The sequence below is a fragment of the Bordetella sp. FB-8 genome (assembly GCF_000382185.1).
In the GTDB taxonomy this organism is placed as follows: Bacteria; Pseudomonadota; Gammaproteobacteria; order Burkholderiales; family Burkholderiaceae_B; genus Bordetella.
The window spans coordinates 2,312,771-2,326,848 of sequence record NZ_KB907784.1; the positions used below are offsets into that span (position 1 = coordinate 2,312,771).

The 14,078-nt window shown below is 66.7% G+C and carries 9 protein-coding genes and 1 other RNA gene; 4 read left to right on the plus strand and 6 right to left on the minus strand.

The window, feature by feature from the left end:
* Nucleotides 1-26: 26 nt before the first annotated feature.
* The 3 genes from H143_RS0111135 (at nt 27) to fliD (ending at nt 7,834) form a co-directional block, all read left to right on the plus strand.
* Nucleotides 27-2,765 carry a PD-(D/E)XK nuclease family protein gene (locus H143_RS0111135; RefSeq protein ID WP_026349948.1) on the plus strand — a complete coding sequence of 913 codons (2,739 nt, stop codon included), beginning with the start codon at nt 27-29 and terminating at the stop codon, nt 2,763-2,765.
* Nucleotides 2,762-6,223: an exodeoxyribonuclease V subunit beta gene (locus tag H143_RS0111140; protein ID WP_019938326.1), complete on the plus strand. Its 3,462-nt coding sequence runs from the start codon at nt 2,762-2,764 to the stop codon at nt 6,221-6,223. The genes H143_RS0111135 and H143_RS0111140 overlap by 4 nt, the downstream gene beginning before the upstream one ends.
* A 174-nt stretch (nt 6,224-6,397) precedes the next feature.
* Nucleotides 6,398-7,834: a flagellar filament capping protein FliD gene (gene fliD, locus H143_RS0111145; RefSeq protein ID WP_019938327.1), complete on the plus strand. Its 1,437-nt coding sequence runs from the start codon at nt 6,398-6,400 to the stop codon at nt 7,832-7,834.
* Between the two features lie 3 nt (nt 7,835-7,837).
* On the opposite strand, the gene recR is transcribed toward fliD, so the two are convergent.
* From recR to H143_RS0111165, 4 genes are all read right to left on the minus strand, one after another.
* A complete protein-coding gene (gene recR / locus H143_RS0111150; protein ID WP_019938328.1) occupies nt 7,838-8,446 on the minus strand; it encodes a recombination mediator RecR in 609 nt (202 codons plus the stop codon).
* Nucleotide 8,447: 1 nt separating this feature from the next.
* Nucleotides 8,448-8,774 carry a YbaB/EbfC family nucleoid-associated protein gene (locus tag H143_RS0111155; protein WP_019938329.1) on the minus strand — a complete coding sequence of 109 codons (327 nt, stop codon included), beginning with the start codon at nt 8,772-8,774 and terminating at the stop codon, nt 8,448-8,450.
* An 83-nt stretch (nt 8,775-8,857) separates the two neighbouring features.
* The gene (locus tag H143_RS0111160; RefSeq protein ID WP_019938330.1) at nt 8,858-10,921 is read right to left on the minus strand and encodes a DNA polymerase III subunit gamma/tau; all 2,064 of its coding nucleotides are present in this window, start codon (nt 10,919-10,921) and stop codon (nt 8,858-8,860) included.
* A gap of 157 nt (nt 10,922-11,078) precedes the next feature.
* Nucleotides 11,079-12,128 carry an ornithine cyclodeaminase gene (locus H143_RS0111165; RefSeq protein ID WP_019938331.1) on the minus strand — a complete coding sequence of 350 codons (1,050 nt, stop codon included), beginning with the start codon at nt 12,126-12,128 and terminating at the stop codon, nt 11,079-11,081.
* Nucleotides 12,129-12,268: 140 nt separating this feature from the next.
* Between H143_RS0111165 and H143_RS0111170 the strand changes: the two genes are divergently transcribed.
* Nucleotides 12,269-12,691 (plus strand): Lrp/AsnC family transcriptional regulator, encoded by a 423-nt coding sequence (locus H143_RS0111170; protein ID WP_019938332.1) that lies wholly within the window; start codon nt 12,269-12,271, stop codon nt 12,689-12,691.
* A gap of 87 nt (nt 12,692-12,778) precedes the next feature.
* On the opposite strand, the gene ffs is transcribed toward H143_RS0111170, so the two are convergent.
* An RNA gene (ffs, locus tag H143_RS22060) (signal recognition particle sRNA small type) lies at nt 12,779-12,876 on the minus strand.
* 113 nt (nt 12,877-12,989) lie between these two features.
* Nucleotides 12,990-13,940: a transaldolase gene (tal, locus tag H143_RS0111175; RefSeq protein WP_019938333.1), complete on the minus strand. Its 951-nt coding sequence runs from the start codon at nt 13,938-13,940 to the stop codon at nt 12,990-12,992.
* Nucleotides 13,941-14,078: the final 138 nt, after the last annotated feature.

Here is a 14,078-nt window from a genome sequence, read left to right on the forward strand (position 1 = left end):
CGGTCCGGAAAGGTTATCCTGCCGCCATGTCCGCAACCCATGAACTCCCGGACCGCCGCATGGCGACGCTGCTGCAGGTGGCGGCATTGCCCGCGGCGGATACGCTCGTGCTTACCGTCAATAACCGCCTGGCGCGCCGGCTGGTGCTGGAGCTGGCGGCGCATCTGCGCAACGCGCGGCAGGTCAGCGAACTGCCCCGCGTGCAGCCGCTGTCGACTTGGCTGGGCACGGCGGCGGACGAACTGGCCTTCATGCCGCACGACGACCGCGTGGATGCCGTACCTGCTCATCGCCTGGATGCCTTCGCGGCGCAATTGCTGTGGACCCGCGTCATCGCAGCGCAAGAAGACGGCCGCCCCTTGCTCGATACCGCCCAGGCGGCGCGCCTGGCGGCAGATGCCGACACGCTGGCCTCGGAATGGCGGCTCGATGTTCCGGCGGGGGCCGACACCGAGGAATACCGCAGTTATGCGCGCTGGCGCGCCCGCTATCGCGAGGCATTGCGCGCCATCGACGCCGAGGACGCCAATCGCCTTCACGAGCGCGTGCTGCAGACCGCGCAGCAGGGCAGCCTGGCCGTGCCAGGGCACATCGTTCTGGCGGGTTTTTCCGATGAGTCGCCGCGTTTCGCGCAATTGCTGCGCGCCATGCAGGCCGGGGGCGCGACGCTGTTCTGGCTGGCGGGCCAGCAGCTTGCGACTGCGATGCCAGGCCGATTTACGGCGCACGATCACGCCGACGAGTGGCGCGCCGCCGCGGCCTGGGCGGCGCAGCGCCTGGCGGAAAACCCGGCCGGCCGCTATGCCATCGTCTCGACCCGGCTCGAGGACGAGGCCCCCCACGCGCGCCGCGTACTGGGACGTGCGCTGGCGGCGGGCGGCTATGCCTACAACGTTGCTGTGGGCCGGCCGTTGTTCGAATGGCCCGTGGTGCGCGCGGCATTGGCTTGGCTGCAGGCGCTGGCGCGCATGGCGCAGGACGGTCGCGCCGATGCCGCCGTGTTGGGTGCGGCTCTGCTGGCCGGGCACTGCGCGGGCGACCGGCAGGATGCTGCACGCCATGCGGCGCTGGACGCACGCTGGCGCCGCAACGGCGTCCTGCACCTCACGCAGGACCGGTGGTTGCGCGCCCTTGAAGGCAGCGCGCTGGCAGCGGGCTGGGCGCAGGCCATGCAAGCATGGCAGGATCTGGCCCAGAGGGGGCCTGCAACGGCCGACGTCTGGGCACCCGTGATGCGCGGTGCCCTGGGCGCGCTGGGCTTTCCGGGCGAAGGCGGACTGGACAGCGTGGCATACCAGGCGGTGGGTGCCTGGAGCGAGCTCTTCGGCCGTTTTGGCGCGCTGGCGCCGGTGGTGGGCAGGATCGATGGTCCGGCCGCGGTGCGTCTGTTGGCGCGTGCCGCGCAAGCCACGGCCTTCCAGCCGCAGCGCGATCCGGCGGCACGCCTGGACGTACTGGGCCTGCTGGAAGCCGAGGGCGGGACCTGGGACGGCATGTGGATGCTGGGCCTGACAGACGACGTGCTACCCGCTTCGCCCAAGCCCAATCCTTTGTTGCCCTTGACGGTGCTGCGCGCCGCTGGCGCGCCGCGCGCCACGCCGGAACGCGAGCGGCAGTGGGCCGAATCCCTATTCGAGGCCCTGTGCGCCTGTGCCGCGGAAATCGTCGTCAGCCACGCGCGCCACGAAGGCGAAAGCGAATTGCGGCCCTCGCCGCTGATCGCCGCTTTGCCACAAATGGATTTGCGCATGCCCGATGCAGCCTCGACGGCGGCGTGGCCGCTGCAGCAGCTCTACGACGACCGCGGCCCGCCTTTGCCTGCTTTCGATCCCGCGGCCGGCGAGGCAGCGGCGGGTTCCACGGGCGGCCTGGACGTGCTCGACACGCAGGCGCGCAATCCCTTGTGGGCTTTCGCGCGACATCGCCTGGGCGCACGCATGCTCGATGATTATGCGCTGTCGTCGTCAGCCAGCAAACGCGGCCAGTTCCTGCACGGCGCGTTAGAACAGCTCTGGCGCATGCTGCCCGACCAGGAGCGGTTGCACGAGGCCATGGCCGGGCAGCGCCTGGATGCGCTGCTGGATGCGGCCATCGCGCAGGCGGCGCACCAGCACCTGGCGGACCTCGATGCGACCCTGCGCGAGCTCGAGTGCCAGCGCGCCTGTGCGGTATTGCACGGATGGGTAGATCTTGAGGCGCGGCGCACGCCTTTCTGCGTCGACCAGGTCGAACGGCAGCACTCCTGGGCGCGCGGCGCCTTGCGGCTGAGCGTGCGGCTGGACCGCATGGACAGGCTGCTCGCGGACAGCCGGGCCGTCATCGTCGACTACAAGACAGGCATGTCCCCCGGCCGGCCCGAGTCGGACTGGTCGCGCGCGCGGCCCATCAATCTGCAATTGCCTTTCTACGCAGCGGTGCTGGCAGGCGAAGATCCGGATCTGGGCGTGGCCGCCTTGATGCTGGCGCAGATCCATGCCCGCCAGGTCGGCGTGCAGGGCCTGTCCGACGATAATGCCGAACTGGGTTTGAAGGGGATCAAGGCCATCGCCGACAGCAAGGAGTTCGAGGGCCGTGCGTGGGGTGACGTATTGGCGGGCTGGCGCTCGGCCATCGAAGACCTGGCGGACGAATACGCTTCGGGCTATGCGGCCAACGTCACGGTCAACCCCAGAGACCTGGATTACTGCGACGCCATGCCTTTTCTGCGCCTGGATCTGGAGGACGCGCAACGGGACGACGTTGACGAAGACGGGGGAGGGGCATGAGCATTCCGAGCCGCCAGCCTTCCGACCACGCCGCGCGCCTGCGCGCGCTGGATCCCGCGGCGTCTTTCCTGGTTCAGGCCCCGGCCGGTTCGGGCAAGACCGAGCTGCTGACCGATCGCATCCTGGCGCTGCTGGCCACGGTGTCGCGGCCCGAGGAAATCGTGGCCATTACCTTCACGCGCAAGGCCGCATCCGAAATGCATGCGCGCGTGCTGGGCAAATTGGGCGAAGCGCTGGGCCCGGCGCCGGAAAGCGAGCATGCCCGCCGCAGCTGGGAACTGGCCCGCGCGGCGCTGGCGCGCGATGCCGAGCTGGGTTGGCAACTGCTGCGCCACCCTGCGCGCCTGGCCATACGCACCATCGATTCATTCTGCGCCTCGCTGGTGCGCGGCATGCCGTGCCTGTCCGAGCTGGGCGGCATGCCCGAGCTGGCGAGCGATCCCCAAGTGCACTATGCCGCGGCAGCGCGCGCCACGCTGGCCTACGCCGATGTGTCGGATGAAGTCAGGACGTTGATCCGGCACATGGATGTCGATGTCACCGCCGCTGGCGATGCCATTGCGGACATGCTGGCGCAGCGCGATCAGTGGATGCCGTTGCTTGGCGCGCATGGCACCGATCGCGAAACGCTTGAGCGCATGCTGGCCGATGCGGTGGCCCAGGACATGCAGGCTGCGGCGCGCGCCATGCCCACGGCCTGGCAGGCCGCGCTGCGGGCGCCTGCCCGCCTGGCCGCTGCCGGGCTGGACGAGGGCGGGGGCGATAACCCGCTGGCCGCGCTGCGCGATTGGCAGGCGGACCTCGCTTGCGAGGCCGATCGATTGCCGCAATGGCAGGCGCTGGCTCATCTGCTGCTGACCCAGAATGGCGGCCTGCGCAGTCCCAAGGGCGTCAACAAGAACCTGGGCTTTCCCGCGGGAAGCAAGCACAAAGAACCGTTCACGCAATGGCTCGACGGCGCATTGCTCGACGCATCGCGCTGGACGGCCCGGCTGCATGCCCTGCGCGCCGCGCCGCCTGCGCGATTGACCGACGATCAGTGGCGGATTCTGGGCGCCCAGATCCTGACGCTGCAGTTGGCCGTGGTGCAGCTGCATGAGCGCTTCGCCGAAGCGGGCGAGGTCGATTTCATCGAAATCGCCCAGCGCGCGCAGCGGGCGCTGGGTTCGGCGGACGACCCGGGCGAACTGCTGCTCAAGCTCGATGCTTCGATTCGCCATCTGCTTGTCGACGAATTCCAGGACACCAGCCTGACGCAGATCCGCTTGCTGGAAACCCTGACCGCGGGATGGCAGGCCGGTGACGGCCGCACGCTCTTCCTGGTGGGCGACCCCATGCAGTCGATCTACCGTTTCCGCAAGGCCGAGGTGGGCCTGTTCCTGGATGCAGCCGAGCAGGGCATAGGCGAGATAGAGCCGCAATTTCTGAGCCTTACCGATAACTTTCGCTCCCAGGCCGGCGTGGTCGATTGGGTGAATGCGACCTTTCACGGTCTTTTTCCGCAGGCCAACGATGCCGCGGCCGGGGCAATACGCTATACGCGTTCGCAAGCCTTCAACCCGCCCATGCAAGGGCCGGCGGTGCGGTTCCATCTTGCGTTCGGCGAGCACGCGGCGGATGCGGACAGGCAGGCCCAGAACACTACTGTCGATCTGGTCCGCCAGGCTTTGGCGCAGGCCGATCCGGACAGCCGCCATCCCGTGGCGATCCTGGTTCGGGCGCGCGGGCACCTGGGCGCACTGGTGCGGCGCCTGACCGACGAGGGCATAGCCTGCCGCGCTGTGGACTTGGTGCCGCTGGCGCGGCGCGAGGTGGTGGCCGATCTGGTGCAACTGATGCGTGCCCTGGCGCATCCGGCCGATCGCCTGGCCTGGTTGTCGGTGTTGCGTGCGCCGTGGTGCGGACTCAAACTCAATTCGCTGCATGTGCTCTTCGGCCACGATCTGCGCGCGCCCGTGCCGACCCTGCTCGCGGCGGCCTTGCGCGCGCCGCGCGACCCGGCGCAGCAAACGGCGCAGCGCGGTCCGTGGGACACAGCCAGCGAACCCTGCCGCGCCGAGCAGGTGTTGGAACCCGACGAATGGATCCGCCTGCGACGCGTGGCCGACATCTTGCTCGATACGGCCAACGGCAGCGGTGCCTTGCCCTGGGCCGCCTGGATCGAGTCGCTGTGGCTGCGCCTGGGCGGTGCGGCCCTGTATGCGGACGGCGCGGCCGACGATGCGGAAAGCCTGTTCGCGCTGGTCGAGCGTCTGGCCCCGCACGGCGGACTCGATCTTGCGCGCCTGGATGCCGCGCTGGCTCGCCTGTTTGCCGCCCCGCTGTCCGACGCGTCACGCGCAGACACGGATGCGCCCTCGCATGCGGTCGAGGTCATGACGATGCACAAGTCCAAGGGACTGCAATTTGACACGGTCATTCTGTATGGTTTGCATCGGAAACCGGCCGGCGACAAGGCGCCGCTGGTGCGCATCGAACAGCACGGCGCCCGCGTCCTGTTCGGTCCGGCCAAGCCACGCGCGGAAATCGAAGCCGACCCCATTTCGCGCTATCTGGCTCTGCGCGAACAGCGCCGATCCAGCTACGAAGTCGACCGCCTGCTCTATGTGGCCGCCACGCGCGCGCGCCATGCTCTGCACCTGGTGGCCCATGTCAAAGTCGATCCGAAGACGGGCGAGTCCAAGGTGCCCGCGGCCGGCAGCCTGCTGGGCCGCCTGTGGGATGTGGTGCCGGCGGAACAGAAGCAGCCTTCGACGCAAGACAATACTCGGCAAGCCGAAGAACAGGCACTGCCGCCGCAGGGTAGCCCGCCTCTGCGGCGCCTGGCTCCCGAAGCCGTGGTGCAACTGGCGGGGCAGTCCTGGCGGCAAGGCAATCCCGGCTTCGGCGTTCAGGCTCCGGGCAGCCGATCAGGGTGGCAGGACGCCGGTCAGCCGGTCTGGCAGCGGGAGGAAACCTACGACGCGGCCATCGGTACGCTGGCCCACGCCTGGCTGGCACGCATGGGCCTGGACGGCCTGCAGGCCTGGCCGCCCGAAACCCTGCGCGAGTGCCGGTCCTTGATGGGCCGCCAGCTCACGCGCGCCGGCGTGCCGCAATCGCAGGCCGGTCACGCGGCCGGCGTCGTGCTCGAGACCCTGCTGGCCACGTTGGAGGACGAACGCGGTCGCTGGCTCCTGTCGCAATCCGGCGCGCGCCGGGAGTGGCCGCTGATCGATGCCAGCGGCAAGGTATCGGTGATCGACTTGGCCGTCAGTACCGAAGGCGGCTGGCTCATCGTCGATTACAAGACAGGCGTGCCTCTGCCTGGCGAAGCGCCGGCGGATTTCGCCCAGCGCATGCGTCGCCGCCATGGCGACCAGCTTGAACGCTATTGCCGCAACGTCACATCCATGGATGGCCGCCCAGCCCAAGCCGCGCTGTATTTCCCGAGAGCCAGAGCCTGGATCGAGCTCTGAACTCTTCTTTCAAATTCCTTTCATTGTCAGGAAACTTAATAATCGCTTAATTAGAACGCCTCCTTTCCGTCAATATATCGTCAGGTTACGATAAGCAATTAGTCAGAATCCGCATGCGCTGAAGTGGATTCAGGATCAAACGCTTAGGAATATGTTGAAAAGGACGAGCGCGCGATGAGCAGCAATACGATCTTCAATACCGCCCACGCAGGCCTGATCACCTCGCTGGGCGTAGGTACCAGCCTGGATCTTTCAGGGCTTCTGGATCAGCTTCAGAAAGCTGAACTCTCGCCCACGACGGTCCTGCAGAACCGCATCAGCAGCGTGCAGACCAAGATTTCGGCCTACGGCACCTTGCAGAGCGCGGTTCAAGCCGTTCTGAGCGCTGCCCAGGCCCTGGGCAAAGCCACCACCTTCAGTGCCGTGAAATCATCGGTCACGGGTAGCGACGTCACCGTTGCAACCACCGCGGGCGCCATCGCCGGTTCGTACAAGGTCCTGGTCACCGCGCTGGCGCAGGCCGACCAGCTCCAGTCGTCCACGTTCATCGACAGCACAATCGCCAAGAGCCAGAGCTTTGGCAGCGGCGCGTCCATCACCATCACGCTGGCCAACGGCGACGCTGAAACGATAGATTTGGGCAATGCCAAGGACACCAGCCTGCAAGGCGTGATCAACGCCATCAACAGCAATTCCAAGGCGGGGGTGAACGCCACGGCGGTCAACGACGGCAACGGCGGCTACTACCTGATGCTCACCGGCGCGCAGACCGGCGCCAGCAATGCCATTTCCAGCGTCGCCGTCGGCGGTAACAATACGTTGGCTGGCGCCCTGGACTACGCCGCGGGCGGCACCGGGGGCGCCCTGACCGTGTCGCAGTCGGCCCGGAACGCGGCCGTCACGGTCAACGGCATCGCCATCTCCAGCGGCACCAACACCGTCCAGGACGCCGTCAACGGAGTCACCCTCACCCTCAACAGCGTGACGGCTTCCGGCGGCGGCAATATCCTGAACATCGTCGGCGATCCCAGCGTCACCCAGGGGGCCGTGGGTTCCTTTGTCGGAGCCTACAACGCGCTGCAAAGCGTCATAGCCAGTCTGACCAAATTCGATGCCACCGCCGGCACGCGCAGCGCGCTTACCGGCGACAACGTCACGCACCGCGCGCAGACCTCGCTCGCGCAGGCGCTGCGGGTCTTCGTGGGATCCGGTGCGCTGCATTCGCTGGCCGACATGGGACTGAGCACGAATCCGTTGAACGGCAAGCTCAGCATGGACGGCACCAAGCTGTCCGAGGCGATCGCCAAACATCCCGCCGATCTGGCCGGGCTGTTCACCGGCAGCGGCGGCCTGGCCGCCCAGATCCAGGGCGCAGCCGACACCATCCTGGGCAAGACGGGCGTTACCGGCATGCTCGCCAGCGTCACGAGCGGGCTTCAGCAAACCATTACCGCACTGCAGAATCAGCAGACCAGCCTGATAAGCCGGGTCACGGGCGACATGAACCGGTATCGCAGCCAGTTTTCCCACCTGAGCACGCTGCTCTCGACCATGAACGCCACCAGTACCTATCTGACCCAGCAGTTCAACGCGATGAACAAATCGAATTAATAATCAGCGGACCCGTCGTTCCATCATGGCCCAGGCGATCGTGCCGGCATCGACGTACTCCAGTTCGCTGCCCGCCGGGACGCCCCGCGCCAGCCGCGTGACCTTTAATCCGCGCGATGCCAGGGCCTCGCCGATGAAGTGCGCCGTGGTCTCGCCCTCGGCCGTGAAATTGGTGGCCAGGATCACCTCCTGCACCACGCCATCGCCGGTCCGATCCAGCAGGCGCTGAAAGCCCAGCTCGCTGGGTCCTATGCCTTCCAGCGGCGCAATGCGTCCCATCAGCACGTAGTACAGCCCGCGGTAGCCGTGGCTGGACTCGATCATGTTCTGGTCCGCCGGCGTCTCCACCACGCACAGCTGGCTGGGATCGCGCCGGGGATTGCTGCAGGTGGCGCACAGCTCGTCTTCGGTAAAGCCGTTGCAGCGCGCGCAATGGCGCAGATTGCTTACCGCGCTCGACAGCGCCCGGCCCAGGATATCGGCGCCTTGCACGTCATGCTGCAGCAGGTGGTAGGCCATGCGTCGCGCCGAACGCACGCCGACGCCAGGCAAGCGCCGCAGCGCTTCGATCAGGGCACGTAGGGGTTCGGGTTCGGGCAGCTGCGGTTCCATCTCAGAACGGGAATTTCATTCCCGGAGGCAGGGGCAGTCCGGCGGTGACGCCGGCCATTTTCTCCTGCGAGGTCGCTTCAACCTTGCGCAGCGCATCGTTGAACGCAGCGGCGACCAGGTCTTCGAGCATGTCCTTGTCCTCGCCCAGCAGGCTGGGGTCGACGGAAACGCGCTTGACGTCGTTGCGGCAGTTCATGGAGACCTTGACCAGGCCGCCTCCGGCCGCGCCTTCCACCATGATATCGGCCAGGGCTTCCTGGGCCTTTTTCATGTTTTCCTGCATCTGCTGCGCTTTCTGCATCAGTCCGGCGAGTTGTCCTTTCATCATGATTGGGAGATTCCTTCAATAGTGCTGGCTATGAGGGCGGCGTGGCCGTCCGGGTTTCGTTGGGTAGGTGTCTAGCGGGTGTGTCAGGCGGGATCCACGGGCCGGATCGAGCCTGGCACCACGCGGGCGCCGAAGCTGCTGATCAGGGCCTGCACGAAGGGGTCGGCCGCCGTTGCATCCTCGGCGGCCTGCTGGCGCGCGGCGCGCTCCTGTTGCGCAACTGCGTGGGCCGTGGCCTCGCCGGTCGCGCCGACGGCGATCTCCAGTCGCAGGCTCTGGCTGTAATGTTCGCACAGCACCGTCTGCAGGCGCGTGCGGCTTTCGCTTTCGGCCAGCGTCTTGACCGCCACGCGCAGCGTGACCGTGTCGCCTTGCAGGCCGGCCCAGGCGCTTTGCCGAGCCAATTCCGCGGCCAGGCCGCTCAGGGGCAGGCGGGCCGCCAGCTCAGGCCATGCGGCCGGCGTCATGTCGGCCGGCCGTGCCTGTTGCGAGGCGGGTCTGCGCACTGCGCGAGCGGGAATGGCGGGGCGGGGTGTATTGGCCCTGGGCACAGCAGAATCTGCCAGGGTTTCGAATTCGTCGTCCGGGTCCGCCGTGAAGGCGGCGCTCGTGTCGTAGCCTGCGGCGTCGTCCGGAATGTCTTCATCGACCCAGGACGGCGGCTCGTCGCCAGCGGGCGCGGCGGGCGGCTCGCTTTGCAGTGCGGGTTCGGACGCCGCGCTCTGCGCTGCGGGTCCGGCATTGGGCGGGTTTGCCGATTCAGGTGCTGGTTCGGTCTGTGGTTCAGCCGCTGCCGCCTCAGCCACGGGAAGATCTTCCCAGGGAGGCGTGCTGGCTGGCGGGCGGGCAGGTATCGGCGTCGGGACCGGCGTCCCAGCGCGCCGCGTTGCCAAAGGCGGTTCGACCGCGGCGACGGCACGCAAGGCATCGGGCCGCGTAGGGGCCAGCAAGGGGGCTGCGACAGGCTTCGGTTCGGCTGCGGCGGCCGGCGCCGCGACCGTGTCTGCCGGCGCAATGGCCGTGGACGCCGCCGTGGGTGCTTGCGCGGCCATGGCAGGGCCGGCATCGCCATTGAGCGCCAGCATGCGCAGGCAGGTCATGATGAAGCCGGCATATTCGTCGGGCGCCAGCGTCAGTTCGGCGCGGCTGTGCACGGCGACGGAATAGAACAGTTGTACGGTATCGGCATGCATGCGCTGCGCCAGCCGGACGATGTCGGCCGTCATCGGGTCGTCGGCGGGCAGGGCGCCCGGCACGCGCTGGACGATGGCGATCCTGGAAAGCAGCACGGCCAGGTCGGCCAGAGCGCCCGCGTACGACAGGCCGCGCGTGGACAGTTCGTCTGCCACGGCCAGTACTCCCGGCGCATCGCCGTCGCACAGCGCGTCGAGCAGCCGCGCCAGATGGCGCTGGTCTATGGTGCCCAGCATTGCGCGCACCGCTTCCTCGGTGAGGTCGCCGGCGCTGTAGGCGATGGCCTGGTCGGTGAGCGACAAGGCATCGCGCATCGACCCTGCGGCGACCTGGCCGATCAGGCGCAGGGCCGGAACTTCGAAGGGAATGCTTTCCTGGCCCAGCACGTTCTGCAGATGGCCCACGATCGCTTCGGGCGGCATCTGCTTGAGGTTGAACTGCAGGCAGCGCGACAGCACTGTGGCGGGGATCTTCTGCGGATCGGTCGTGGCCAGGATGAACTTGACGTGCGGCGGCGGCTCTTCCAGCGTCTTGAGCATGGCGTTGAACGCATGCCCGGTGAGCATATGCACTTCGTCGATCATGTAGACCTTGAAGCGCCCGGCGCCCGGCGCGTAGACCGCCTGCTCGAGCAGCTGGGTCATTTCGTCGACGCCGCGGTTCGAGGCCGCGTCCAGTTCAAGATAATCGACGAAGCGTCCGGCATCGATTTCCGTGCACGCGCGGCACACTCCGCAGGGCGTGGGGGTAATGCCGATTTCACAATTGAGCGACTTGGCCAGAATGCGCGACAGCGTGGTCTTGCCCACTCCGCGCGTGCCGGTGAATAGCCAGGCATGATGCAGGCGCTGGGTCTGCAGCGCGTGCGTCAGGGCGCGCACCACGTGATCCTGCCCTACCAGGGTGTCGAAGGATCGCGGTCGCCATTTGCGGGCCAGTACCAGATATGTCATGGCCTAATTGTAGCCGGGTGGCTATGGCTGCAGCGCCCGTCGATACATATTGGGCGCGGCGACGAAGGCCTCGCGCAAACCATGGCTGAAATGGCTGGTGCCGGCATAGCCGCAGCGCGATAACGCCAGGCCGGCACGCGGTCCCGTCCGGGATGCTTCAGGCGACGCGGCGCATCGCTACACGCGCGCAATCCGGGCGCGTGTAGCGGAACAGATCCTTCGGGTCTTCGGATCCGGGCACCAGTTCAACCGTCAGGCCCAGGTTGCGCTGCTGCGCCTGTTCGTGCACATAGCGCAAGGTTGAGTAGTCCTCCAACGCAAAGCCGACGGAGTCGAACAAAGTCACCTGTTCGGCGCTTTGGCGGCCGGCCTCGGTACCGGCGAGCACCCGCCAGAGGTCCACGACCGGGAAATCCGGCGGCAATTGCTGGATCTCGCCTTCGATGCGCGTCTGCGGTTCGTATTCGACGAACACCCGCGCGGCGCGCAGGATATCGGCATGCAGCTCGGTCTTGCCCGGGCAGTCGCCGCCCACGGCGTTGATGTGCATGCCCGGCTCGATCATGTCCGGCGTCAGAACGGTGGCGTGGGCCTTGGCGGCGGTGACCGTCGTGACGATGTCCGCGCCGCGCACCGCCTCGGCCGTCGAGGCCGCCTGCGTGATCTTCAGGGCGGGGAAGGCCGATAAATTGCGGATCAGCTTTTCGGTTGCGTGCGGATCCACATCGTAGACGGCAATCTCGTCGATCCCCAGGTGGCAATGAAAAGCCAGTGCCTGAAATTCGCTTTGCGCGCCGTTGCCGATCAACGCCATGCGGCGTGCGTCGGGCCGCGCCAGCGCACGCGCAGCCATCAGCGAGGTGGCGCTGGTGCGCAGCGCGGTCGCGATCGTCAGCTCGGATAGCAGCAGGGGGTAGCCCGTGTCCGCCTCGGCCAGCACTCCGAAGCCCATTACGGTGTAAAGCCCGTGCCGGGTATTGCTGGGATGGCCGTTGACGTACTTGAACGCATAGCGCTGCGCATTGGACACGGGCATGAGTTCGATCACGCCGTTGTCCGAGTGGTTGGAGACGCGCGCCGACTTGTTGAACTGCGGCCAGTCAAGGAAGTCTTCCCGGATGGCGTCGGCAAGTTCCCCTATGAAGCGGGGTGCGCCCAGGTCATGAATCAGGCCGGACATGGTCGAAACGTCTATGAAGCGTGTCATGGAGCCTCCTCGAAATTGTGTTCGCGGCTTATGTGCCTGAAGACATTATTTGCTCGAAGCGGTGCCAATTTGAATGGCTCAAGTTGGCAAAATATTCGTCAATATTTACAATTTGCCAACCAAAAATTCCAAAATGACTAATGGACGATATTGATCGCGAATTAATCTCCCTGTTGCGTGCCGATGCGAGAACGCCGGTCGTCATGCTGGCCAGGAAGTTGCGGATCGCGCGCGCCACGGTGCAGAATCGCATGGCCAAGCTGCAGGCCGACGGCACGATCGTCGGGTACACGGTTCGGCTCAGGCCTGAGGCTGAAGGGCACCGCATCCGCGCCCTGATGTCGATCGAAGTCGAGGGCAATAGCGAAGTCGAGGTGCGGCGTGTGCTGCGCGGCAATCCGAACGTGGTGGCCTTGCACACGACCAATGGGCGCTGGGACCTGATCGCCGAGCTGCGCACCGACACGCTGGAGTCGTTCGACAGTGTGCTCAACGCTATCCGCAGCGTTCAAGGCATCGCCAACACGGAGACCAGCATCTTGCTGTCCACGCACAAGATCTAGGCAATGCCCGGGACTCATGACGCATGGGCGTGCAAAGGGGTATGCGGCGAAATGAAAAAGGGCGCCGACGGCGCCCTTTAGGTATGAAGAGGTGAGCCTTACTTCGGCACTGGCGCTAAACGACTATGGCTGCTTCGTTCCCGACCTGACCAGGTTCACCGCCGCACCATGCGAAGGGACCCACCAAGTGCAATTCTAGCAGAGCGGGCGCAGCCCGCTTGCCTAAATTGCACTTGGTGGGTCTGCGAGGGGCCTGGATGCGGTTCCCCTTCCCCAGCCTGCCCTTGAGGCGGCGGCTTCAGAGGGGCGCAAGCAGGGCGTCCAGCCTGCGCCCGTCCGCCACGAACGCGCGTATGCCTTCCGACAGCTTCTCGCTGGCCATTGCGTCCTCGTTCATCAGCATGCGAAAGCTCACCTCGTCGGCCGGCATGCGCTCCATGGGCTGATCCGCGTCCTGCGGGGGGGGCAGCGCAGGCGTCACGCTGCCCTGCATGCCGGCCAGTTCCGCCAGCAGCTCCGGGCTGATCGTCAGCAGGTCGCAGCCCGCCAGGGCCAGGATCTGCCCCGAATTGCGAAAGCTCGCGCCCATGACTTCGGTCTTGATCCCGAATTGCTTGTAGTAGCGGTAGATGCGCGCCACGGATTGCACGCCCGGGTCCTGCGCGCCCGCATGCTCGGCCTCCACCCACTGTGCGCCCGCCGCCTTCTTGTACCAGTCGTAGATGCGGCCCACGAAAGGCGAGATCAGTTGCACGCCGGCCTGCGCGCAGGCCACGGCCTGGGGCAGGGCGAAGAGCAGCGTCAGATTGCAGTGCACGCCTTCCTGTTGCAGCACGCGCGCCGCCTGGATGCCTTCCCAGGTCGAGGCGATCTTGATCAGCACCCGCTCGCGCGGCACGCCGGCGGCTTCATATAGGGCGATCAGGCCGCGGGCGCGCTCGATCGTGGCGCGCGTGTCGAAGGACAGGCGCGCGTCCACCTCGGTCGATACCCGGCCCGGTACGATGCGCAGGATCTCCTGGCCGAAAGCTACCAGCAGGCGGTCGGTCAGTTCCGGCACTGGCGCGCCGCGATGGGCGCGCACGGTTTGCTGCAGCAGCGGCTTATAAGCATCGAGCTGCACGGCCTTTAAGATCAAGGAGGGATTGGTGGTGGCGTCGGTAGGGCGCAGCGCGCGCATAGCCTCGAAATCGCCAGTGTCGGCGACCACGGTGGTGTACTGGCGCAGGGAGTCGAGCAGGCTGGTCATAAACGTCGATAAGGCCGGGGTGATCATCGGGCGCGCGTCCCGCGCGCATTGCAAGTTCCTAGCCTATCACCAGTGCCCGGTCCTCGCAGAGGGCGCGCGCTTTACTCAAGAGGTAGTCCTGGGGGAAAAGCACCCGTT